Source organism: Streptomyces stoeckheimensis, assembly GCF_045822005.1.
GTDB classification, from domain to species: domain Bacteria; phylum Actinomycetota; class Actinomycetes; order Streptomycetales; family Streptomycetaceae; genus Streptomyces; species Streptomyces stoeckheimensis.
This window is the reverse complement of sequence record NZ_CP169550.1, coordinates 3,132,735-3,153,402: the sequence shown is the minus strand read 5'-3', so window position 1 is coordinate 3,153,402 and position 20,668 is coordinate 3,132,735. Positions and strand designations below refer to the sequence as shown.

The following is a 20,668-nucleotide window of genomic DNA, read 5'->3' as shown; positions in this document are numbered from 1 at the left end:
CTCACGCCCCCACCCCCTGAGCCGCCGGGACCTTCGCCGCCTCGCACGGGCAGTCCGGATGCGGCTGCACCGGGGTGGACTCCCAGTGGAGGGACGGGAGCGCGGCCTCCCAGCGGGTGGCGGTGGAGGCGGGGAGTTCGCCGTCGAGGAAGGACAGGGCGTGGGCCGCGGCCAGGCCGGCCACTGCGGTGGACAGGCCCAGGTCGCAGGCGGCTGCGGTGCGGCGGCGGTGGGCCGAGCGCCACTGGACCAGCATGCGCGGCCAGGCCGGGTCCCGGTCGATCCGGTCGCGCTCCATGCAGCCGGCGCACGCGGTGGCTCCGGGCAGGACCAGCGGCCCCACCAGCCCGGTGCCCTCCAGGACCCCCGCGTAGAGGTGCGGGGTGCCGGTGGTGACCCAGTCGGCAGCCGTCTGCGGATCGGGGGCCCAGGACTGCAGGCCGTCGCGGGGTGCGACCACCACCAGGGCGAGCCCCGGCTCCGGGCCCTCGCTCTCCCCGGTCCGCGGCCCGCGTCCGGGGGCCGCATCGCGGACCGCCGTCCGCGCGGCCTCGGCGCGCAGCCGTCCCACGCTGCCGGGGCCCAGACCGCCGGGCGCCACGTCCGCGGGCTGCGTGCGGCCCCCGTCGAGCACCTCGACCCGGCCGATGCCCGCTCCCGCCAGGACCGAGGCGATCACCGCGCCCACCCTGCCGCTCCCGCGCACCTGAACCCGTAGCACCCGCCGGGCGGCGACACCCTGTAAGTCCCCGCCCGGCCGGGGGCGGACCAAGGACAGCGACCCCAGGTCCGGGCCGAGCCGCTCGAGGGCCTCCGGCCGGTCCCGCACCGCTTGGGCGCGGGGGCCGCCCGCGGTGGCGTCGTCGAGCAGCCCGGCCGCCGCCAGCCTCCGCACCACCTCGTCGACCCGGCCGTCCGGGAGCCCCATCGCCTTGCCCTCCGACCGGAGCAGCTCCATGCCCCGCGTCCCGTCGATCAGGTCGAGGAGCGAGCCCGTCGCCGTGTCCACGGGCCCGAGCACCACCGCGTGGGCGGGCGTCACACCGAATTGCACCGTCTGCAGATCCCGCCAGGCCCGTGCCAGCGCCGGCTTCACCTTCGGATACATCGCGGTCCTCCCTCGATTCGCGGTTCGATTCACGCGCCGCATTCCCTGGGGCCGCGTCGCTTTCCGCAAGATTGCCCGGCCGGAGAGAGACCTGCTCAAATTTGTCCACAGGTGAGGGGTATTAGGTATATGAAATGAATGACGAGCGTTCTTTCGGGCGCCCGTGCCGCCGACTGCGCAACGGTTCGTGTTCGACCCCGGGAGGGCGGGACTTCCGCCGCGGCGACCGGGTACCGTCATGGCGTGTCCGCCGATCCACCGAAGCGCGCCGTCGAAGTCCGCCGGAGCGCGCGCCGCCGCAGGACCGTATCCGCCTACCGCGAGGGTGATCGTACGGTCGTCCTCATCCCTGCCCGGATGTCCGAGGCGGAGGAGCAGCGCTGGGTGGGCGTCATGCTCGACAAGCTCGCGGCGCAAGAGAGCAAGCGCACCTTCGGTGATGCGGAACTCGCCGAGCGCGCCGAGCGTCTGTCCGAGCAGTACTTCAGCGGCCGCGCCCGCCCCCGCACGGTCCGCTGGGTCACCAACCAGAACACCCGCTGGGGCTCCTGCACCCCGGCCGAAGGCAGCATCCGGCTCTCGCACCGCATCCAGGGGATGCCGGAGTACGTCGTGGACTACGTGCTGCTGCACGAGCTGGCGCACCTCCTCGTGCCCGGGCACGGCCCCGATTTCTGGGAATTGCTGGAGGCGTATCCGCGCACCGAGCGGGCGCGCGGGTACCTCGAAGGAGTCGTCGCCGCCGAGCGCCTTCCGAAGGTCCCCGCCGCCCGCGAGGAATGATCCGCATTTGTCCGCTATAACCCCGCCATGTCACACCTCGTGATATGTACCGGGTCGGTACCGACTTGGCCGGATGTCCGAGGTTGGCGTTAGCCTGAGCGGCACGCATTCACAGTCGGGATGGGGGACGGTCTTACGTATGGCCAGGGAATTCCAACGCGGTCACAAGGCCAAAATCAGTGATCTGACGGCGGGCACGGACCTCTACGTGGGTGTCCAGATCGCCGGGCCCGGGCTCGCCATCGACATCAGCTGCTTCGGCCTCGACGCCAACGAACAGCTCTCGGACGACCGCTACTTCGTCTTCTTCAACCAGCCGAAGTCGCCGGAGGAGTCCATCCAGCAGCTCGGCGCACAGGCCGGCGACACGGAATCCTTCCGGGTGACCCTGGACCGCATTCCGGCCAACATCCACAAGCTCTCCTTCGCCGCCTCGATCGACGGCGCCGGGCAGATGTCGCAGATCGGCCCCGGCTACATCCGCGTCGTGGCGGGTGGCGAGGAGGTCGTCCGGTACTCCTTCTCGGGCTCGGAGTTCAGCACCGAGCGCGCGCTGATGATCGGCGACTTCTACCTCAAGGACGTATGGCGCTTCGCCGCCGTCGGCCAGGGCTTCGACGGCGGACTCGCCGCGCTGCTCCAGAACTTCGGCGGCGAGGTCGCCGAGGAGGAGCAGCCCGCGCCGCAGGCGCAGGCCCCGGCCGGTGCGCCCGGCTTCGCCCCGCCCCCGCAGGCCGCCGCCCCGGCGCCCTCCTTCGGCGCTCCCGTCCAGGCGCAGCCCCCGGCCCCGGCGCCCTCCTTCGGCGCGCCGCCCCAGGCCCCGGCGCCCGCCCAGGCCCCCGCCCCGGCGCAGGCCCCGGCACCCGCGCCGTACCAGCAGCCCGTCCACGCGGCCCCCACCATGGCCGCACCGATGGGCGCACCCCTGGCCCCGTCCGCCCCCGCCCCCGCGCCCTACGGGCAGGTTCCGCCGCCCGCCCCGGCCCCCGCGCCGTACGGGCAGCAGCCGCAGCCCTCGTACGGTCAGGTACCCGGCCAGCAGCAGCCCCCGTACGGCCAGCAGCCCGGCTACGGCCAGCAGCCCCAGGGCTACGGCCAGCCCCCGCAGGCGGTGCCCGCCGCCGGCGCCGGACTCGCCGCCGCGCTCCAGCCGTACAAGGAAGCCCCCACCGGCGCCCGCTGGACCCCGCAGAACCAGCAGCTCATGCGCGTCGACCTGGCCATGGGCGGCCAGGCCGTCCTCGCCCGCCAGGGCAGCATGGTGCTCTACCAGGGCAAGGTCGACTTCAGCTACAAGGGCGCGGGCTTCGCCGGCCGCGTCGTCGGCAACGCCACCGGCCAGGAGATGCAGCTGATGCGCTGCTCGGGCCGCGGGCAGATCTTCCTCGCGGAGAACGGCGCCCACCTGCACGCCATCGAGCTCCAGGGCGACGGCATCTGCGTCTCCGCCGAGAACGTCCTCGCCTTCGACGAGTCGCTCCAGCACGAGATCCGCCGCATCGAGGGCCACGGCATCCCGGGCGGCGCCCTGTTCACCATGCAGTTCCAGGGCACCGGCACGGTGATCGTCAAGACGCACGGCGTGCCCGTCGTCCTGCCCGTCACCCCGACCACCTTCGCGGACAGCAACGCCATCGTCGCGTGGTCCTCGGCCGCCCAGGTGATCATTTCCAGCCAGGTCCGGCTGCGCCGCAACGCCTACCCCGGTCACAGCGGGGAGACCGTGAACCTCCAGTTCCGCGGCGCTCCCGGCAACTTCATCGTCGTCCAGCCGTACGAGGTCTGAGGGAGCCCCACATGAATGCCATGAACGCAATGAACCAGCAGCTCGCGGGCTACGCCCCGACCCCCGTCACGGCCCGCATGGAGAACCACGGCCGCGCGATGCTCAAGGTCGCCATGCAGAGCGGCCAGGACCTCTTCGCGCGCACCGGATCGATGGTCGCCTACGAGGGCTTCGTGCAGTACGAGCCCAACCCGCCGGCCGTCCGCCAGATGGCCTCGCAGTGGCTCACCGGCGAAGGCGCCCCGCTGATGAAGGCCTCCGGCGACGGCCTGCTCTACCTCGCCGACTACGGCGCGGACGTCGTCGTGATCAACCTCAACAACGACTCGCTCTCCGTCAACGGCACCAACCTGCTCGCCTTCGACGCCCACCTCCAGTGGGGCGTCGAGCGGGTCAAGGGCATGGCCAAGTTCGCCGGCCAGGGCCTGTTCAACGTGTCGGTCGCCGGCACCGGCTGGGTCGCGATCACCTCGCGCGGCACGCCGATCGTGGTCGACTGCGGCCGCGGCGAGGACGAGACGTACGTCGACCCCGACGCGCTCGTCGCCTGGTCCCCGAACCTCAAGGTCAAGGGCAAGCGCAGCTTCAAGGCCTCGTCGATGATCGGCCGGGGCAGCGGGGAGGCCTACCAGATGGCCTTCTCCGGCCAGGGCATCGTCGTCGTACAGCCCAGCGAGGACAGCACCGACCGGCTCCGGGCCCGGGGCTGAGGGGGAGAAGACACACCATGCAGAGCTCACTTTTCGCCCACGCCGAGGCGCAGACCCAGGAGCGGTACGCCGTCCAGAACCCGCAGCTTCTGCGGGTATCGCTGAGCGGCTCCGACGACGTGCTCGCCCGCAAGGGCGCGATGGTCGCCTACCAGGGGATCATCGACTTCGACGGCGAGTACCAGAGCACCACCCAGCGCAATGCCCGCGCCCGCACCGGCGAGGGCCTCGACCTGATGCGCTGCTCCGGACAGGGCACGGTCTACCTGGCCAACCTGGCGCAGTACGTCCACGTCGTGGACGTGGACCAGGACGGCCTCACGGTCGACAGCAGCTACGTGCTGGCCCTGGACTCCACCCTGCACACCGAGGCCATCGCGGTGGACAGCCAGTACGGGATCTCCGGCTCCGGCAAGTACCAGCTCAACATCACCGGCCGCGGCAAGGTCGCGCTGATGACCTCCGGGCAGCCGCTGATGATGCAGGTCACGCCCGACAAGTACGTCAACGCCGACGCGGACGCCATCGTCGCCTGGTCCACCTCGCTGCGCGTGCAGATGCAGGCCCAGACGCACTCCACCGGCGTCTGGCGGCGGCGCGGCAACACCGGCGAGGGCTGGGAGCTGAGCTTCCTCGGCACCGGCTTCGCCCTGGTCCAGCCCAGCGAGGCGCTCCCGCCGCAGAACGCCCAGATCGGGCAGGGCGCGGCCGCGCAGTTCGGCATGGGCCAGCACGGCGCCCACGCGCAGAACCAGAACAACGCCTGGAACTGATCCGGACACGGACGGACGACGGACGGAAGGGGCGGCCCCGCATCGGCGGGGCCGCCCCTTCCTGCTGTTCCTGCCGGCTCAGAGCCGCGCCAGCGTCGCCTCCAGCAGCCGCACCACCGAGGTGTCGGCCACCTCCGCCACCTCGGCGTACGAGAACCAGCGCAGGTCCAGCGATTCGTCGCTGATCGCTTCGACCGCCCCCGAGGGCGCCATCACCGCGTACTGCACGTCCAGGTGCCAGTTGCACGGAGCCGGGATCGGATGCCGGTCCAGGCGCACCGGACCGCCGGGCAGCAGGGTCAGCCCCGAGCCGATGCCGGACTCCTCGCGGGCCTCGCGCAGGGCGGCGTCGGCCAGGGTGGCATCACCCGGCTCGCAGTGGCCGCCCATCTGGAGCCACATGCCCAGCTTCTTGTGCAGGGTCAGCAGGACGCGCTCGCGCTCCGGGTCGATCACCAGCGCGCTGCCGGTGACGTGGCCCGCCTGGCAGGGCTTGTAGACCCCGTCGGGATGGGCCGCGAGGTGCTCCAGGTAGACGTCGCGCAGTTCCGGCTGGCCCTCGTAGCCCTTGAGGACCAGGACGGCGTCTTCGTGCAAGCTCACTTGGTGTCGTCGCCGTCCTGCTCGCGCTTCTGGGCGGCCTCGCCCAGCATCTTGTCGATCTCGGAGAAGTCCAGCTGCTCGCGGTGCACGAACCCGTCCGGGTCGTCCAGGTCGGAAGCGGTCGGCAGCATGTCCGGGTGCTCCCAGAGCCCGTCGCGCCCGTCCACGCCGCGCGCGTCGGTGAGCGAGGCCCACAGCCGCGAGGCGTCGCGCAGCCGGCGCGGCCGCAGCTCCAGCCCGATCAGCGTCGCGAAGGTCTGCTCCGCCGGACCGCCCGAGGCGCGCCGCCGGCGCATGGTCTCGCGCATGGCGTCCGCCGAGGTCAGCCGCGGCTTGGCGGCCTCGTGCACGACCGCGTCCACCCAGCCCTCGACCAGCGCGAGCGCCGTCTCCAGACGGGCCAGCGCGGCCTTCTGCTCGGGGGTGTCCTGCGGCTGGAACATGCCGCCCTGGAGGGCTTCCTGCAGCTGCTCCGGGTTCGTCGGGTCGAGCTGGCCGACCACGTCCTCCAGCTTCGAGGTGTCGACCTTGATGCCCCGCGCGTACCCCTCGACCGCGCCGAAGAGGTGCGAGCGCAGCCACGGCACGTGCGCGAAGAGCCGCGCGTGGGCGGCCTCGCGCAGCGCCAGGTACAGCCGGACCTCGTCGGAGGAGACGCCCAGGTCCTTGCCGAAGCTCTCGATGTTCAGCGGCAGCAGGGCGGCCTTGCCGGCCGGGCCCAGCGGGAGCCCGACGTCGGTCGAGCCCACGACCTCGCCCGCGAGGGTGCCCACCGCCTGGCCGATCTGCTGGCCGAACATGGCCCCGCCCATGGAACGCATCATGCCGAGCAGCGGGCCCGCCATGGCCTGCATCTCCTCGGGCAGGACGCCGCCCATGGCCGCGCCGACGCGCTCGGCGACCGGGTCCACGAGCTCCTTCCACACCGGCAGGGTCGCCTCGACCCATTCGGCGCGGCTCCACGCCACGGCCGTGGCGGCACCCGACGGCAGCGAGGTGACGCCGTCGAGCCAGTGGTCGGCGAGGCGCACGGCCTCCTCGACCGCCGACTTCTCGGCGAGGCCCACGCTGGCGTCCTTGACCCCGTCCGGGGTGCCCTGGGCCACGGTCTGGCGGGCGATGTCCTTGGCCATGTCCCAGTTGACCGGACCGCCCTCGTAGCTCAGCATCTGGCCGATCTGCTGAAAGGCGGCGCCGAGGTCGTTCGGGTTCATGGAACCGAACATGGCCGCGAAGGGGTTGTCGGCGTCGCCCGGCCCGCCGGAGCCGCCGGGCAGGCCCGTGCCGAACCCGAACGGAGTCGGGCCGCTCTGACCGCCCTGGTTGCCCTTCTTCTTGCCCTCGTCGCCGTTGTCCGGCTCCTCGGGCGGAAGGCCGAATCCGAATGGGGTGTCGCTCACGGGTTTCCTCGGCTCGTAGGGCCGCCGGCGGGAGCCGACGGGCATTGGGTTCGACAACACCACCCAGCGTAGACACCAGACCCGCTTCCGGGCTCGGTGCTCCGCTGACTCCTGGGCTGCGGCAGGATGGACATCGACTGGTGGGTGCGCGTCACGGTGCGTCCCTACTGAAGACAACCGCTGGAGACGCCTGGTGAGTTCCCCAGATCCGCACGCTTTGGACGAGCAGGGCCCGGAAAACCGCCCTGAGCACGGCGAGGACGCCCAGGGCGTTCGCCGGACGCGAAACCCGGGCGGTTCCGCGCGCCGAGGCCCCGTGATCGCCGTGACCGGCGCCGCCTCGGGGGTGGGGGCGGCCCTGGTGGCCAGGCTGGCCGCGTCCGAGGAGGTCAAGCAGGTCGTCGCCATCGACGAGCGGCGCGGGGAGTGCGCGGACGCGCAGTGGCACCTCCTGGACGTACGGGACCCGGCGATCGCCGAGAAGCTGCGCGGCACGGACGTCGTGGTGCACCTGGCCCTCGACCTCGACCTGGAAACGGACCCGGCGGCCCGTACGGCGTACAACGTGCGCGGGACCCAGACCGTGCTCACCGCCGCCGCGGCGGCCGGAGTGCACCGGGTCGTGCTCTGCACCTCGACGATGGTCTACGGGGCCCTGCCGGACAACGACATCCCGCTCTCCGAGGACGCCGAGCTGCGGGCCACCGCCGAGGCGACCGGGGTCGGCGACCTGCTGGAGATCGAGCGGCTGGGCCGCCGGGCTCCGCGCGCGCACCCCGGCCTGAACGTCACCGTGGTCCGCCCGGCCGTACTGGTCGGCGGCACGGACACCGCGCTGACCCGGTACTTCGAGTCCCCCCGCCTGCTGGTGGTGGCCGGCTCCCGCCCGACGTGGCAGTTCTGCCACGTCGAGGACCTCGTCAGCGCGCTGGAGTACGCGGCCCTGGAGAAGGTCGAAGGAGAGCTCGCGGTCGGCTGCGAGGGCTGGCTCGAACAGGAGGAGGTCGAGGAGCTGAGCGGCATCCGCCGCATGGAGCTCCCTTCGGCCGTGGCCCTGGGCGCGGCGGCCCGGCTGCACCGGATCGGCCTCACGCCGTCCCCGGCCGGGGACCTCGCGTACACGATGCACCCGTGGGTGGTCAGCGTCAGCAGGCTGCACGCGGCCGGGTGGCGGCCGCGCTGGACCAACGAGGAGGTGCTGGCGGAGCTCCTCCAGGAGGTCGCGGGCCGGCACACCGTCGCGGGGCGCCGGCTGGGCCGCAAGGACGCCACGGCGGCGGGGGCCGCGGGCGCGACGGTCGCACTGCTCGGCGCCGCCGCCGCGATCCGCGCCGCGCGCCGCCGCCGGGGCATCTGACCCCGGGCGGGGCAGGCCCGGCCTGCCCCGCCACCAGGCCGTTTCTGTAGGAGGCTCCCAAGGGGGCCGGTGGGGCCCTGGTGAAACTGCTATTCCGCCGGGTCGGCGGCTAGGGCACGATGGAAGGTATGGCACCGCACTTCGACCACCCCGGCGAGAACGCCGCTCCGGACCCGATCCGGCTGCTCGAGATCCGTGAGACCCCGCTCTCGATCGACGAGGTCTTCCAGGCCGTCGGCGACGATGCGACGGGCGGTACGACGCTCTTCGTCGGCACGGTGCGCAACCACGACAGCGGGGCGGACGTCGACCAGCTCGGCTACTCCTGCCACCCCTCGGCGGAGGCGGAGATGCGCCGCGTCGCCGAGCGCGTCGTGGAGAAGTACCCGGTCCGCGCCCTCGCGGCCGTCCACCGCATCGGCGACCTGGCCGTCGGCGACCTCGCGGTGATCGTCGCCGTCTCCTGCCCGCACCGCGGCGAGGCCTTCGAGGCCGCCCGCATGCTGATCGACGACCTCAAGCACGAGGTCCCGATCTGGAAGCACCAGACCTTCTCCGATGGCACGGAAGAGTGGGTCGGCGCCTGCTGAGGCAGGGGCCGGGGGCCGCCGGTTGCCCCGTTCGGACGCGCAACACGCCCTCGATTTGCGTAACCCCCTCCCGGGCAGCAGCGTTGAAGCCACCAACAACACGTACTTCGGGGTAGGGAGACACGCCCATGGCGTCTTTGGCGTGGTTGCTGATTCCGCTGTTCGCCGCGATCGGAGCGGCGATATGGGGCAGCTGGGCGGCACGCGACCGCACGACCGGTGACATATCCGAGCTCGCGGGCTACGCGCGGTTCCGTGAGGCCATGGGCCAGAGCGAACCGGGCGCGGCGAAGGCGGACGCGGACGCGCAGCGCAAGAAGGACACCGTGGACTCCGTCTGACGCGGCGCCGGGCCCCCGTACGGACCGGCCCCGGGGGCCGCTCGTCAGGGCCGTCACGTACTGTCGATCCATGCCACGCCGCACTGCGACGATGCTCGCCTCCACCCTCATGCTGTTCGCGCTGCTCTGTGCGGGAGTGTTCATGAAGGCCCCGTACTCCGAGATGAGCCCGGGCCCGACCGTGAACACGCTCGGGGACTCGCACGGCGAGCCCGTCCTGAACATCTCGGGGCACAAGACGTACCCGACCACAGGGCACCTGAACATGACGACGGTCCGCGTCACCGGCGCGGACTACGACATGAACCTGCTGGAGGCCGTCTACGGCTGGGCGGCGGGCGACAACATCGTCGTCCCGCACGAGAACCTGTACCCGGACGGCAAGACGGAGCAGGAGTCCACGCAGGAGAACGCCGAGGAGTTCAGCCAGTCGCAGGAGAGCGCCAAGGTGGCCGCCCTCAAGCAGCTCGGCATCCCGGTCGCCGCCCGCGTGATCGTCGCCTCCGTGGTCAAGGGCAGCCCCTCCGAGGGCAAGCTGCATGCCGGAGACGTCATCAAGGCCGTGGACGGGACGCCCGTCAACGCTCCCGAGGACGTGGCCAAGCTGGTCACCAAGCACAAGCCCGGCGAGCCGGTCGAGTTCACCATCGTGCCCGCGGCCGAGGCCGCCGAGGCCGAGAAGGCGCACCGCGAGCCCACCGGCACGACGAAGGTCTCGATCATCGCGGGCAAGGCGGAGGGCGACGGTCACGCCGTCGTCGGCATCCGGGCCGGTACCGACCACACGTTCCCGTTCACCATCGACATCAAGCTCGCCGACGTCGGCGGCCCCAGCGCCGGGCTGATGTTCGCGCTCGGCATCGTCGACAAGCTCACCCCGGAGAACCTGACCGGCGGCAAGTTCATCGCCGGCACCGGCACCATCGACGACGCGGGCAAGGTCGGCCCGATCGGCGGCATCCAGATGAAGACCATCGGCGCCCGCCAGGCCGGTGCCCAGTACTTCCTGACGCCCGCCGAGAACTGCGCCGCCGCCGCGGGCGACGTGCCCGACGGGCTGACGCTCGTGAAGGTCTCCACCATCGACGACGCCGTGAAGGCGCTGGAGAAGATCAGCAAGGGGGACACGGCCGGGCTGACGCAGTGCGCCAAGTCCTGACCGTGTCCGCGGTGGCCCCGCCGCCCGAGCCCGTCGCCGGCTAGTCGAGGAAGGTCGCGGCCAGCGCCTCGGCGAGCCCCGGCACCAGCGTCGCGCCGGTCAGCACCTCGTTCGCCGAGTCCTTGTCCCGCAGCCGTACGGCCGACTCCCGCGACCCGTCGCGCAGGACGCCCACGGTCAGCCGTACCTCCTGGCGCTCCGGGTGGGTGGCGACCCACTTGGTGAGCTGCTTGTCGGTGAGCCCCTCCGGTACGGAGGACTCGGCGGACGGCGGCAGCATCAGCCGCTCCACGGTCAGTGCGCAGCCGAGGATCGAGGCGGGCCAGGCGATGGTTCCCAGGAACTTGTCCAGCGGGGTTCCGGCCGGTACTTCGTCCTGCTCGATCGGGGTGAGCTGGTTCTTGCCCGTGTCGTCCTGGTCGAGGCCGAGCTGGCGGGCGACGCCCGGAGCCTCCTTGCGCAGCCTGGCCGTGTCGACCAGGGCGAAGAGCCGGGCGGGCTTGTCCCAGCCGAGGGTGGAGGCGTACTCGTCGATTTCGAGGACGGCACGGGTCAGCGGGCTTGCCGCCATAGGGGTGCCGGGGGACGGCGAAAGGTTGGACATGGGCAACATCCTGCCTCCTTTCCACCGGATACCGGGAACTGACTAAAGCCTCAGTAAGTTGCATGAGTGGGCTCTACGATCGGGGGCCCATGCTTTGAAAAATCTCAGCATCACTTACACACAGCGACTTTCGAGGTGCGCACCTTGGCTTTCCAGATGCCGGACCGCGGCGGAGGCCCCTCCGGGCCACGGATGAGAGTCGGCCGCCCGTCCCGGCGCGCCCGGACTCTTCTGATGACCTTGGGCGTGCTGGCCGTGCTGGCCATGGCGTTCATCATGTTCGCCGGCTTCTGGACGGACTGGCTCTGGTTCCGTTCCGTCGACTACTCCACCGTCTTCACCACCACCCTGTGGACCAAGGTCGGCCTCTTCGCCGTCTTCGGCCTCGTGATGGCCGGTGCCGTCGGGCTGAACATCTGGCTGGCCCACCGGCTGCGGCCGCCGCTCAGCGCGATGTCGATGGAGCAGCAGAGCCTCGACCGCTACCGGATGACCGTCGCGCCGTACCGCAAGTGGCTACTGCTCGGCATCTCCGCACTGGTCGGCCTGATCGCGGGCGCCTCGGCGGCGGGCCAGTGGAAGACCTGGCTGATGTACGTGAACGGGGTGCCCTTCGGCACGAAGGACCCCCAGTTCAACCTGGACGTGTCGTTCTACACCTTCGACCTGCCCTGGTACCGCTTCCTGCTCGGCTTCGGCTTCGCCGCCGTCGTGCTCTCGGTGATCGCCGCCGCCGTCGTGCACTACCTGTACGGGGGACTGCGCGTCACCAGCCCCGGTGCTCGGGCCACCGCAGCGGCCACCGGCCACCTGTCGGTGCTGCTCGGCCTCTTCGTCACGCTCAAGGCGGTCGCGTACTGGCTCGACCGGTACGGCCTCGCCGTGAAGTCCAGCGACTTCAAGGCCGCGGACAACTGGACCGGCCTGCGCTACGTCGACGCCAACGCGTACCTGCCGGCCAAGACGATCCTCGTCGCCATCGCGGCGATCTGCGCGGTGCTGTTCTTCGCGACGCTGTGGCGCCGCACCTGGCAGCTCCCGGTCATCGGCTTCGGTCTGATGGTGCTCTCGGCGATCCTGATCGGCGGGCTGTACCCGGCGATCGTGCAGAAGTTCCAGGTCCAGCCGAACGAGCAGGCCAAGGAATCCCCGTACGTCCAGAAGAACATCAAGGCGACGCGCGACGCCTACGGCGTCGCCGATGCCTCGGTCACGGACTACGCGGGCCTGCCGGACCCCAAGGCGGACAAGAAGAAGCTCCGCCAGGACGCCAACACCACGGCGAGCATCCGCCTGCTCGACCCGAACATCGTGTCCCCGGCCTTCCAGCAGCTCCAGCAGAACAAGGGCTACTACGGTTTCCCGGCCACGCTGGCGGTCGACCGGTACAAGGGCCAGGACACGGTCATCGGGCTCCGTGAGATCAACCTCGCGGGCATCCCGAAGAACAACTGGATCAACGACCACTTCCGTTACACCCACGGATACGGCGTGGTCGCGGCCAAGGGCACCGAGGTGACCGCCAACGGAGAGCCGGTGTTCACCGAGTCGGGCCTGCCCGCGCGGGGCGACCTCGGCGAGTACGAGCAGCGGATCTACTACGGCGAGCAGACGAAGCAGTACTCGATCGTCGGCGGACCGCAGAAGGAGCTCGACTACGCCAACGACGCGGGCGAGAAGGAGACCACCTACCAGGGCGACAGCGGGGTGAGCCTGGGCAACCCGGTGAACCGCGCCGCGTACGCCCTGGCCTTCAGCGAGCCGCAGATCCTCTACTCGGGGGCCATCGACGACAAGTCGAAGATCCTCTACAACCGGACCCCCAAGGCCCGGGTCGAGGCGGTCGCCCCGTGGCTGACGATCGACGGAGCCGTCTACCCGGCGGTGATCGACGGCCGGGTCCAGTGGATCGTGGACGCCTACACCACCACCAACGGCTACCCCTACGCGTCCCGCACCCAGCTCGGGGACACGACGGCGGACTCGCTGACCAACTCCCAGCGCGCCGTGGTCGCGCAGGAGAACCAGGTCAACTACATCCGGAACTCGGTGAAGGCCACCGTCGACGCCTACGACGGCACGGTGAAGCTGTACCAGTGGGACACCAAGGACCCGGTCCTCAAGACGTGGATGAAGGCCTTCCCCGGCACGGTGAAGGCCAAGAAGGAGATCTCGCCGACCCTGATGGAGCACCTGCGCTACCCGCAGGACCTCTTCAAGGTCCAGCGTGAGCTGCTGACCCGCTACCACGTCACGGACCCGCAGACCTTCCTCAGCGGCAGCGAGGTCTGGGCGGTGCCGGACGACCCGACCACCAAGGCGGGGACGGCGGTCCCGCCGTACTACCTCTCCATGAAGATGCCGGGCCAGAAGGACCCCAACCAGGCCTTCTCGCTCACCACGACGCTCACGCCGAACGGCAGGGACAACCTGAGCGCCTTCATGGCGGTCAACGCCGATCCCACCACCGCGGACTACGGGAAGATCCAGCTGCTGAAGCTGCCCACCCAGAACCCGGTGGACGGACCGAAGCTCGTCCAGGCGAGATTCAACTCCAAGCCGGAGATCGCCCAGGAGATCAACATCCTGAGCCGGGGCGATTCCCAGGTGGAGTACGGCAACCTGCTCACGGTCCCGCTCGACAAGGGAATGCTCTACGTCGAGCCGGTGTACGTGCGCGGCGGCGGCCTCAAGTACCCGCTGCTGAAGAAGGTCCTGGTGACCTACGGGGACCAGACGGCCTTCGAGGACACGCTGGAGAAGGCGCTGAACGTGGTGTTCGGTGCAGAGTCGGCGACCCCGCCCCCGGGTGACGGGACCACCACCCCGCCGGGCGACGGGACCACCACCCCGCCGCCGACCAGCCAGGACCCGACGGTCAAGGCGGCCCTGGCCGATGCGCAGAAGGCGGTCGACGACGCCGACAAGGCGCTCAAGGCCGGCGACTGGGCGGCGTACGGCAAGGCCCAGAGCGATCTGCAGGCCGCGCTGAAGCGGGCGATCGAAGCCGAGGCGAAGGTGACGACGCCCACGGCGACGGCCACCGCGACGCCCACGCCGACGCCCAGCGGATAGCGGTAATGGTTCCACCCCGCGTCGTGCTACTGTTGGTTTACCGACGCGGGGTGGAGCAGCTCGGTAGCTCGCTGGGCTCATAACCCAGAGGTCGCAGGTTCAAATCCTGTCCCCGCTACTGAAGACGAAGGCCCGGATCCGATGGATCCGGGCCTTCGTCATGCCCCATCGAGTTTTTCGCCGACGCGGGGTCACTGAGGTGGGTGAGTTGGGGTGTGAGCGTGTTTGACTTGTCTCTCTGTGGGCATGTCGACAAAACGCTGTAGTGACCTCACTGACTGCGACATACCAGGTGTACGCGGGTAGCAGGTGATGCGACGATGGGATTTATGGGGGACAGGTCAACTCTGCTGGAGACAGGGCGGTTTGTGAGGGCGGACTCCGAATCGGATGCGGAGGCCGATGGGGCGGCTCAGGCCGTTGACGTGCGGACCGCGATGACCACGCGGGCGGTACGGACCACGGCCGCGGCGCCGACCACGCCGGACGTTTCGGTCGTGTCGGACGTATCAGACGTGTCAGTCGACGAGTTGTTCGACGACGCGGTCTTCGCGCTGACCGACGCGGCCAGCGACGCCGCGCTGGAGGCCCGGCACCGGGTCGCCGCCGACAGGGGGGACCCGGGCGCGATGAGCGTACTGGGCGCCCTCCTGCTGCGCCGCGGCGACCTCGCGGGAGCCGAGCCCTACCTGCGCGGAGCGACCGGGGAGGGCGACCGCGCGGCCGCGAACAACCTGGGCGTCCTGCTGCACCAGCGCGGCTACCCCGAGGAGGCCGCCGGCTGGTGGCGCGTGGCCGCCGTGGCCGGATCCGCTCCCGCCGCGCACGCCCTGGGCCGCCACTACCGCGAGCGCGGCGACGAGCCCGCCGCCGAGTACTGGATGCGCCAGGCGGCGGAATCCGGCCATGCCCTGGGGGCCTACGGCCTCGCCGACCTGCTGGAGCACCGCGGGGACAAGGGTGTCGAGCGGTGGTTCCGCGCTGCCGCGGAGCAGGGGCACCGCGAGGCCGCGTACCGGCTGGCCCGGCACCTGCGCAAGGGCGACCCGACCGAGGCCGAGCAGTGGTACCGGCAGGCCGCCGCGCGCGGCCACCGGCGCGCCGGGCTGCACCTGGGCGCGCTGCTGGAGGCGCGCGGGGAGCTGAAGGAGGCCGGGCGCTGGTACCTCACCTCCGCCAAGCAGGGCGAGGCGCGGGCGGCCTGCGCCCTCGGCTTCCTGCTGCGCGACGCCGGCGACGAGGAGAACGCGGCCACCTGGTGGCTGCGCGCCGCGCAGGACGGCGACGGCAACGCGGCGAACGCGCTCGGAGCACTGCACGCCGCGCGCGGCGAGACCCAGACGGCGGAGAAGTGGTACCGGGCCGCGATGGACGCGGGCGACCAGAACGGGGCGTACAACCTCGCGCTGCTCTGCGCCGCGCAGGAGCGGACCGGACCGGCCGAGCAGTGGTACCGCCGCGCCGCGTACGCGGGACACCGCGAGGCGGCCAACGCACTGGCGATCCTGCTGCTCCAGGGCGGTGACGCGGAGGGCGCGGAGCCGTGGTTCTCGAAGGCGGCGGAGGCGGGAAGCGTGGACGCCGCCTTCAACCTCGGCATTCTCTTCGCCAGCCGGGACGAGGACCGCACGGCCCTGAAGTGGTACGAGCGGGCGGCCTCGGCGGGTCACACCGACGCCGCGCTCCAGGTCGGCATCGCGCTGGTCCGCGACGGCGAGGAGCGGGCGGCGGAACGGCACCTGCGCTGCGCGGCCGGCGGCGGCAGCGCGGAGGCAGCCTTCCGGCTGGCCGCGCTGCTGGAGTCGCTGGCCCCGCCGCCGGAGCCGGTGGCGCTGGGCGAGCCGGTGGGCGGAGCCGCGCGCACCGAGAGCGAGGAGTGGTACGAGCGGGCCGCAGAGCTGGGGCACCGGCGTGCGCAGGTCCGGGTCGGCATGCTGGCCGCCGCGCGGGGAGAGCTGGGGGCCGCGGCGCGGTGGTACCGGGAGGCGGCGGAGGCCGGCTCCCGCAACGGCGCCTTCAACCTGGGTCTGCTGCTGGCGCGCGAGGGCAACGAGCCCGAGGCGGCGCTGTGGTGGACCCGGGCGGCGGTGGCCGGACACGGGCGGGCGGCGCTGCGGCTGGGACTGCTCGCGGCCCGGCAGGGAGACCTGACGGAGGGCCAGAAATGGTGCGTGCGCGCCATGGAACTGGGCCCCGCGGAGGTCTCCGAACGGGCTGCCCGACTGCGCGACGCGCTGGCGGAGGAGCTCTCGGTCTGACCCGCACCGCCGGGCCCGCCGCCGACCCCGACGGCCTGGCCGCCCCCGCGGCCCCCGGCGGCTTCGCGGCTCAGGCCGTGGGGCTCGTACAGCCATGCCGTCGCGCGGGGGTGCGCGTAGCGGAGGAACAGGGGCGGCAGGGCCATCGACGCGCCCTGCCCGGCGCCCACCGGGCCGCCGGATCCCCCGGGAGCTCCCGGGGGATCCGGAGCTGGTGGCCGCCGCCAGGGAGCGGCCTCCGGGGCCCGCGGGACCCCGTCGGTTAACCGATTTGCATGTGCTCGCCACGCTCGCGTACAGTCAGGTTTACCGACGCGGGGTGGAGCAGCTCGGTAGCTCGCTGGGCTCATAACCCAGAGGTCGCAGGTTCAAATCCTGTCCCCGCTACTGAAGAACCGAAGGCCCGGATCCCCTGGATCCGGGCCTTCGGTCGTTCCTGAAGGCGAACGGGAAACGCCGGGGGCCGGGAACGGAGGAGGCCGGGAGCTCGATGAGCTCCCGGCCTCCTCCCTTGCCTCGGTCCGTCAGGCTCCGGCGCAGTTCGGGCACACCCCGCGGTACGTGACCTCGACCGCCGACACCACGAAGCCGAAGCGTTCGGTGTCCGGCAGGTCGGCCAGCGGGTTGCCCGCCGGGTGCACGTCGCGGATCGCCCCGCACTGGGCGCACACCAGGTGCTGGTGGGGGCGGTGGGCGTTCGGGTCGTACCGCTTGGCGCGCCGGTCCGTGGACACTTCCAGGACCTCGCCCAGGGTGACGAGCTCGCCCAGGGTGTTGTAGACGGTCGCGCGGGAGATCTCCGGCAGCCTGTCCACGGCACGCGCGTGCACCTCGTCGGCCGTCAGGTGAACGTGGTCACCGTCGAGCACCTCGGCCACGACGCGCCGCTGTGCGGTCATGCGCCATCCGCGTCCGCGAAGTCGTTCCAGCAGGTCACTCATACCGCCAGCCTAACAGCGAGGGGATTCGGTGTAACTCCCGAATGAGTGTCGACTTGGATGCTTACTTGACTTAGACAAAGTCCATCGTAGGATCGGTTACGTTAGGGCGCAGGACAGGTTTGCAGCAAATTTACGCAGGAGGCGCACGTGACGCAGGGACCGCTCACCACGGAGGCCGGAGCTCCGGTCGCTGACAACCAGAACAGCGAGACCGCCGGCATCGGCGGCCCCGTTCTGGTTCAGGACCAGCTGCTGCTGGAGAAGCTCGCCCACTTCAACCGCGAGCGCATCCCGGAGCGCGTGGTGCACGCCCGTGGCGCCGGTGCCTACGGCACGTTCACGCTGACCCGTGACGTCTCGCAGTGGACCCGGGCGAAGTTCCTGTCCGAGGTCGGCAAGGAGACCGAGACCTTCCTGCGCTTCTCCACCGTCGCCGGCAACCTCGGCTCCGCCGACGCCGTGCGCGACCCCCGCGGCTGGGCGCTGAAGTTCTACACCGAAGAGGGCAACTACGACCTCGTCGGCAACAACACCCCGGTGTTCTTCATCAAGGACGCCATCAAGTTCCCCGACTTCATCCACACCCAGAAGCGCGACCCGTACACGGGCTCGCAGGAGGCGGACAACGTCTGGGACTTCTGGGGTCTGTCGCCCGAGTCCACCCACCAGGTGACCTGGCTGTTCGGTGACCGCGGCATCCCCGCGACCTACCGCCACATGAACGGCTACGGCTCGCACACGTTCCAGTGGAACAACGAGGCCGGCGAGGTCTTCTGGGTCAAGTACCACTTCAAGACCGACCAGGGCATCAAGAACCTCACCCAGGCCGAGGCCAACCAGCTCGCCGGTGAGGACCCCGACTCGCACCAGCGCGACCTGCGCGAGTCCATCGAGCGCGGCGAGTTCCCGTCCTGGACCGTGCAGGTCCAGATCATGCCGGCGGCCGAGGCGGCCGAGTACCGCTTCAACCCGTTCGACCTCACCAAGGTGTGGCCGCACGAGGACTACCCGCCGATCGAGATCGGCAAGCTGGAGCTCAACCGCAACCCGGAGAACGTCTTCGCCGAGGTCGAGCAGTCGATCTTCTCCCCGGCGCACTTCGTCCCCGGCATCGGTCCGTCCCCGGACAAGATGCTCCAGGGCCGTCTCTTCGGCTACGGCGACGCCCACCGCTACCGCGTCGGCATCAACGCCGACCACCTGCCGGTGAACCGCCCGCACGCCACCGAGGCGCGCACCAACTCCCGCGACGGCTACCTGTACGACGGCCGCCACAAGGGTGCGAAGAACTACGAGCCGAACAGCTTCGGCGGCCCGCACCAGACGGACCGTCCGCTGTGGGTCTCCTCCGCCGTCACCGGCGGCACGGGCAACCACGCCGCGCCCTCGCACTCCGAGGACAACGACTTCGTCCAGGCGGGCAACCTCTACCGCCTGTACTCGGAGGACGAGAAGACCCGCCTGGTCGAGAACCTCTCCGGCTTCATCGCCAAGGTCTCCCGCGACGACATCGTCGAGCGTGCGATCAACAACTTCCGTCAGGCGGACGGTGACTTCGGCAAGCGTCTCGAGGCCGCGGTCCAGGCCCTCCGCGCCTGATCGGGACCTTGTCGTAGCAGGCCGACGGGCCGGTGCTCCCCGCGAGGGGGCGCCGGCCCGTCGGCCGTTCCTACGCGGGGACGGAGGCGGGCACGGTGGTGCGCCGCGCCGGGGCCCAGCAGCGGATCACGTCGCGCACGGACACGATGCCCACCGGGCCGCCGTGTTCCAGGACGATCAGATGACGGAAGCCGCCGTGGGCCATCGCCTCGGCGGCTTCCTGCACGGTGGCGTCCGGGGTGCAGAAGACCACGTTGTTGGTGGTGTGCGCGCCCACGGACTCCCGGTCGGGATCGTGGCCCGCGCCGATCGAGTTGAGGATGTCGCGCTCGGTCAGGATGCCGATGCCGCTGTGTTCGGGGTCGAGGACGACGGCGGCGCCCACGCGCCGGCCGGACATCAGGCAGGCCGCCTGGCGCAGGGTGTGAGTGGGTCCGAGGGTGAGGATCACGGTGCTCATGGCGTCGCGGACGAGCATGAAGAGAGCCACCTCCTGGTGAGTCCCTCCGCTTGGGTGAGGTGCGCGTGAACGGCCGCACTTAGAGAAACCCTTCACAAGCGCACAAGCGGAGGAGTTTCAGATTCCCACGCACGCGGAGTGTCAGCAAGGAGGCGCGTAAGGGGCACATTCGGCACCCACGGGCGCAGGCCACCGCAGTGGCGGCGCGCGCCCGTCCCGCGGGCGTCAGTCGCGCGGGCGCAGCAGGTCCAGCATCTCCGCGTGCAGCAGCCCGTTAGAGGCCGCCGCATTGCCGCCGTGTACGCCGTCCACCCCGTCCAGGCCGGTGAAACGGCCTCCGGCCTCCTCCACCACGACCGCCAGGGCCGCCATGTCCCACAGGTTCAGCTCCGGCTCGGCGCACAGGTCGAGCGAGCCCTCGGCCACCATCATGTACGGCCAGAAATCGCCGTAGCCCCGCGTACGCCAGCACGCGCGGGTCAGATCCAGGAAGCCGGGCAGCCGCCCCTGCTCCTCCCAGCCGCTCAGCGAGGAGTACGCGAAGGAGGCGTCGCCCAGGGTCGCGACCTTGGAGACGCCGAGCGCGGTGGTCCCGCCGAGCGCGCCCCCCGTGTAGGCACCCCGACCGCGCGCCGCCCACCAGCGGCGGCCCAGGGCCGGCGCCGACACCACGCCGACGACGGGACGGAAGGCGCCGTCGGCCTGCTCCTCCATGAGCGAGATCAGCGTCGCCCACACCGGAACGCCGCGCACGTAGTTCTTCGTACCGTCGATCGGGTCCACGACCCAGCGGCGCGGGCCGTCGCCCTTGAGTCCGTACTCCTCGCCCAGGATGGCGTCGTCGGGCCGCGCGGCGGAGATCCCGGCCCGGATGATCTCCTCGGTGGCGGTGTCGGCCTCGCTCACCGGGGTCATGTCGGGCTTGGTCTCGACCTTGAGGTCGAGGGCGCGGAACCGCTCCATCGTGGCGGCGTCCGCCGCGTCGGCGAGTTCGAGGGCAAGGCGCAGGTCATCGTCATACTCGGGCATGCCAGAACCCTACCGAGACGGCCGGGCCGACGGGTCGGGCGTCCACGGTCCGGCACGGGCACCCTTGACAGGATCTGTCGGTCCGTCAACTC

At 71.2% G+C, this 20,668-nt stretch carries 18 protein-coding genes and 2 tRNA genes; 13 read left to right on the top strand and 7 right to left on the bottom strand.

The features are described from left to right. Position 1: 1 nt before the first annotated feature. Positions 2-1,108, bottom strand: coding sequence for a ThiF family adenylyltransferase (locus ACE1OC_RS14140; protein ID WP_407837309.1), 1,107 nt, complete (start codon positions 1,106-1,108; stop codon positions 2-4). Positions 1,109-1,351: 243 nt separating this feature from the next. Between ACE1OC_RS14140 and ACE1OC_RS14135 the strand changes: the two genes are divergently transcribed. The 4 genes from ACE1OC_RS14135 (at position 1,352) to ACE1OC_RS14120 (ending at position 5,160) form a co-directional block, all read left to right on the top strand. Continuing rightward, positions 1,352-1,891, top strand: coding sequence for a M48 family metallopeptidase (locus tag ACE1OC_RS14135; protein ID WP_407837307.1), 540 nt, complete (start codon positions 1,352-1,354; stop codon positions 1,889-1,891). Positions 1,892-2,030: 139 nt separating this feature from the next. Then, the gene (locus ACE1OC_RS14130) at positions 2,031-3,677 is read left to right on the top strand and encodes a TerD family protein (RefSeq protein ID WP_407837306.1); all 1,647 of its coding nucleotides are present in this window, start codon (positions 2,031-2,033) and stop codon (positions 3,675-3,677) included. Positions 3,678-3,706: 29 nt separating this feature from the next. Beyond that, the gene (locus tag ACE1OC_RS14125; protein ID WP_250741833.1) at positions 3,707-4,387 is read left to right on the top strand and encodes an AIM24 family protein; all 681 of its coding nucleotides are present in this window, start codon (positions 3,707-3,709) and stop codon (positions 4,385-4,387) included. Positions 4,388-4,404: 17 nt separating this feature from the next. Further along, a complete protein-coding gene (locus ACE1OC_RS14120; protein WP_250741811.1) occupies positions 4,405-5,160 on the top strand; it encodes an AIM24 family protein in 756 nt (251 codons plus the stop codon). A 78-nt stretch (positions 5,161-5,238) separates the two neighbouring features. Here ACE1OC_RS14120 and ACE1OC_RS14115 read toward each other — a convergent pair whose 3' ends face one another. Both ACE1OC_RS14115 and ACE1OC_RS14110 read right to left on the bottom strand, forming a co-directional pair. Then, entirely contained in the window at positions 5,239-5,763 is a 525-nt protein-coding gene (locus tag ACE1OC_RS14115; RefSeq protein ID WP_407837305.1) for an NUDIX hydrolase, read from the bottom strand. Beyond that, positions 5,760-7,163, bottom strand: a complete 1,404-nt coding sequence (locus ACE1OC_RS14110; RefSeq protein WP_407837304.1) for a zinc-dependent metalloprotease — start codon at positions 7,161-7,163, stop codon at positions 5,760-5,762. Before ACE1OC_RS14110 ends, ACE1OC_RS14115 begins: the two co-directional genes overlap by 4 nt. 193 nt (positions 7,164-7,356) lie before the next feature. Here ACE1OC_RS14110 and ACE1OC_RS14105 point away from each other — a divergent pair, with 193 nt between their 5' ends. The 4 genes from ACE1OC_RS14105 (at position 7,357) to ACE1OC_RS14090 (ending at position 10,610) form a co-directional block, all read left to right on the top strand. Beyond that, on the top strand, positions 7,357-8,520 hold the full coding sequence (locus tag ACE1OC_RS14105; protein ID WP_407837303.1) for an SDR family oxidoreductase: 1,164 nt from the start codon (positions 7,357-7,359) through the stop codon (positions 8,518-8,520). A gap of 128 nt (positions 8,521-8,648) precedes the next feature. Further along, a complete protein-coding gene (locus ACE1OC_RS14100) occupies positions 8,649-9,110 on the top strand; it encodes a molybdenum cofactor biosynthesis protein MoaE (RefSeq protein ID WP_407837302.1) in 462 nt (153 codons plus the stop codon). 128 nt (positions 9,111-9,238) lie between these two features. After that, positions 9,239-9,451: a hypothetical protein gene (locus ACE1OC_RS14095; RefSeq protein WP_274549473.1), complete on the top strand. Its 213-nt coding sequence runs from the start codon at positions 9,239-9,241 to the stop codon at positions 9,449-9,451. Between the two features lie 70 nt (positions 9,452-9,521). Continuing rightward, positions 9,522-10,610: a PDZ domain-containing protein gene (locus tag ACE1OC_RS14090; RefSeq protein WP_407837301.1), complete on the top strand. Its 1,089-nt coding sequence runs from the start codon at positions 9,522-9,524 to the stop codon at positions 10,608-10,610. Between the two features lie 40 nt (positions 10,611-10,650). Here the strand turns inward: ACE1OC_RS14090 and ACE1OC_RS14085 are convergent, their stop codons facing one another. After that, on the bottom strand, positions 10,651-11,223 hold the full coding sequence (locus ACE1OC_RS14085) for a PPA1309 family protein (RefSeq protein ID WP_407837300.1): 573 nt from the start codon (positions 11,221-11,223) through the stop codon (positions 10,651-10,653). Between the two features lie 126 nt (positions 11,224-11,349). Here ACE1OC_RS14085 and ACE1OC_RS14080 point away from each other — a divergent pair, with 126 nt between their 5' ends. The 4 genes from ACE1OC_RS14080 (at position 11,350) to ACE1OC_RS14065 (ending at position 16,934) form a co-directional block, all read left to right on the top strand. Continuing rightward, complete coding sequence (locus ACE1OC_RS14080) at positions 11,350-14,289, top strand: UPF0182 family protein (RefSeq protein ID WP_407837299.1); 2,940 nt, start codon at positions 11,350-11,352, stop codon at positions 14,287-14,289. A 44-nt stretch (positions 14,290-14,333) separates the two neighbouring features. Continuing rightward, positions 14,334-14,407: transfer RNA gene (locus ACE1OC_RS14075), tRNA-Met, on the top strand. 202 nt (positions 14,408-14,609) lie between these two features. Beyond that, on the top strand, positions 14,610-16,547 hold the full coding sequence (locus ACE1OC_RS14070) for a tetratricopeptide repeat protein (protein ID WP_407837298.1): 1,938 nt from the start codon (positions 14,610-14,612) through the stop codon (positions 16,545-16,547). Positions 16,548-16,860: 313 nt separating this feature from the next. Beyond that, positions 16,861-16,934, top strand: a tRNA-Met gene (locus ACE1OC_RS14065). Between the two features lie 137 nt (positions 16,935-17,071). Here the strand turns inward: ACE1OC_RS14065 and ACE1OC_RS14060 are convergent. After that, positions 17,072-17,488, bottom strand: coding sequence for a Fur family transcriptional regulator (locus ACE1OC_RS14060; protein ID WP_243336077.1), 417 nt, complete (start codon positions 17,486-17,488; stop codon positions 17,072-17,074). Positions 17,489-17,635: 147 nt separating this feature from the next. Here ACE1OC_RS14060 and ACE1OC_RS14055 point away from each other — a divergent pair, with 147 nt between their 5' ends. Continuing rightward, entirely contained in the window at positions 17,636-19,087 is a 1,452-nt protein-coding gene (locus ACE1OC_RS14055; protein ID WP_266955311.1) for a catalase, read from the top strand. A gap of 70 nt (positions 19,088-19,157) precedes the next feature. Here the strand turns inward: ACE1OC_RS14055 and ACE1OC_RS14050 are convergent, their stop codons facing one another. Both ACE1OC_RS14050 and hisN read right to left on the bottom strand, forming a co-directional pair. Further along, positions 19,158-19,565, bottom strand: coding sequence for a cyclic nucleotide-binding/CBS domain-containing protein (locus tag ACE1OC_RS14050; protein ID WP_250750305.1), 408 nt, complete (start codon positions 19,563-19,565; stop codon positions 19,158-19,160). A gap of 207 nt (positions 19,566-19,772) precedes the next feature. Continuing rightward, a complete protein-coding gene (gene hisN, locus ACE1OC_RS14045; RefSeq protein WP_407837297.1) occupies positions 19,773-20,576 on the bottom strand; it encodes a histidinol-phosphatase in 804 nt (267 codons plus the stop codon). Positions 20,577-20,668 lie beyond the last annotated feature (92 nt).

What these genes read in the sequence shown, in the direction of transcription:
- ACE1OC_RS14090 (WP_407837301.1), top strand. Translation starts at nt 9,522, where the DNA reads ATGCCACGCCGCACTGCGACGATGCTCGCCTCCACCCTCATGCTGTTC.
- ACE1OC_RS14085 (WP_407837300.1), bottom strand. Translation starts at nt 11,223, where the DNA reads ATGTTGCCCATGTCCAACCTTTCGCCGTCCCCCGGCACCCCTATGGCG.
- ACE1OC_RS14140 (WP_407837309.1), bottom strand. Translation starts at nt 1,108, where the DNA reads ATGTATCCGAAGGTGAAGCCGGCGCTGGCACGGGCCTGGCGGGATCTG.
- ACE1OC_RS14050 (WP_250750305.1), bottom strand. Translation starts at nt 19,565, where the DNA reads ATGCTCGTCCGCGACGCCATGAGCACCGTGATCCTCACCCTCGGACCC.
- ACE1OC_RS14070 (WP_407837298.1), top strand. Translation starts at nt 14,610, where the DNA reads ATGGGATTTATGGGGGACAGGTCAACTCTGCTGGAGACAGGGCGGTTT.
- ACE1OC_RS14095 (WP_274549473.1), top strand. Translation starts at nt 9,239, where the DNA reads ATGGCGTCTTTGGCGTGGTTGCTGATTCCGCTGTTCGCCGCGATCGGA.
- ACE1OC_RS14060 (WP_243336077.1), bottom strand. Translation starts at nt 17,488, where the DNA reads ATGAGTGACCTGCTGGAACGACTTCGCGGACGCGGATGGCGCATGACC.
- ACE1OC_RS14125 (WP_250741833.1), top strand. Translation starts at nt 3,707, where the DNA reads ATGAACCAGCAGCTCGCGGGCTACGCCCCGACCCCCGTCACGGCCCGC.
- ACE1OC_RS14100 (WP_407837302.1), top strand. Translation starts at nt 8,649, where the DNA reads ATGGCACCGCACTTCGACCACCCCGGCGAGAACGCCGCTCCGGACCCG.
- ACE1OC_RS14120 (WP_250741811.1), top strand. Translation starts at nt 4,405, where the DNA reads ATGCAGAGCTCACTTTTCGCCCACGCCGAGGCGCAGACCCAGGAGCGG.
- hisN (WP_407837297.1), bottom strand. Translation starts at nt 20,576, where the DNA reads ATGCCCGAGTATGACGATGACCTGCGCCTTGCCCTCGAACTCGCCGAC.
- ACE1OC_RS14130 (WP_407837306.1), top strand. Translation starts at nt 2,031, where the DNA reads ATGGCCAGGGAATTCCAACGCGGTCACAAGGCCAAAATCAGTGATCTG.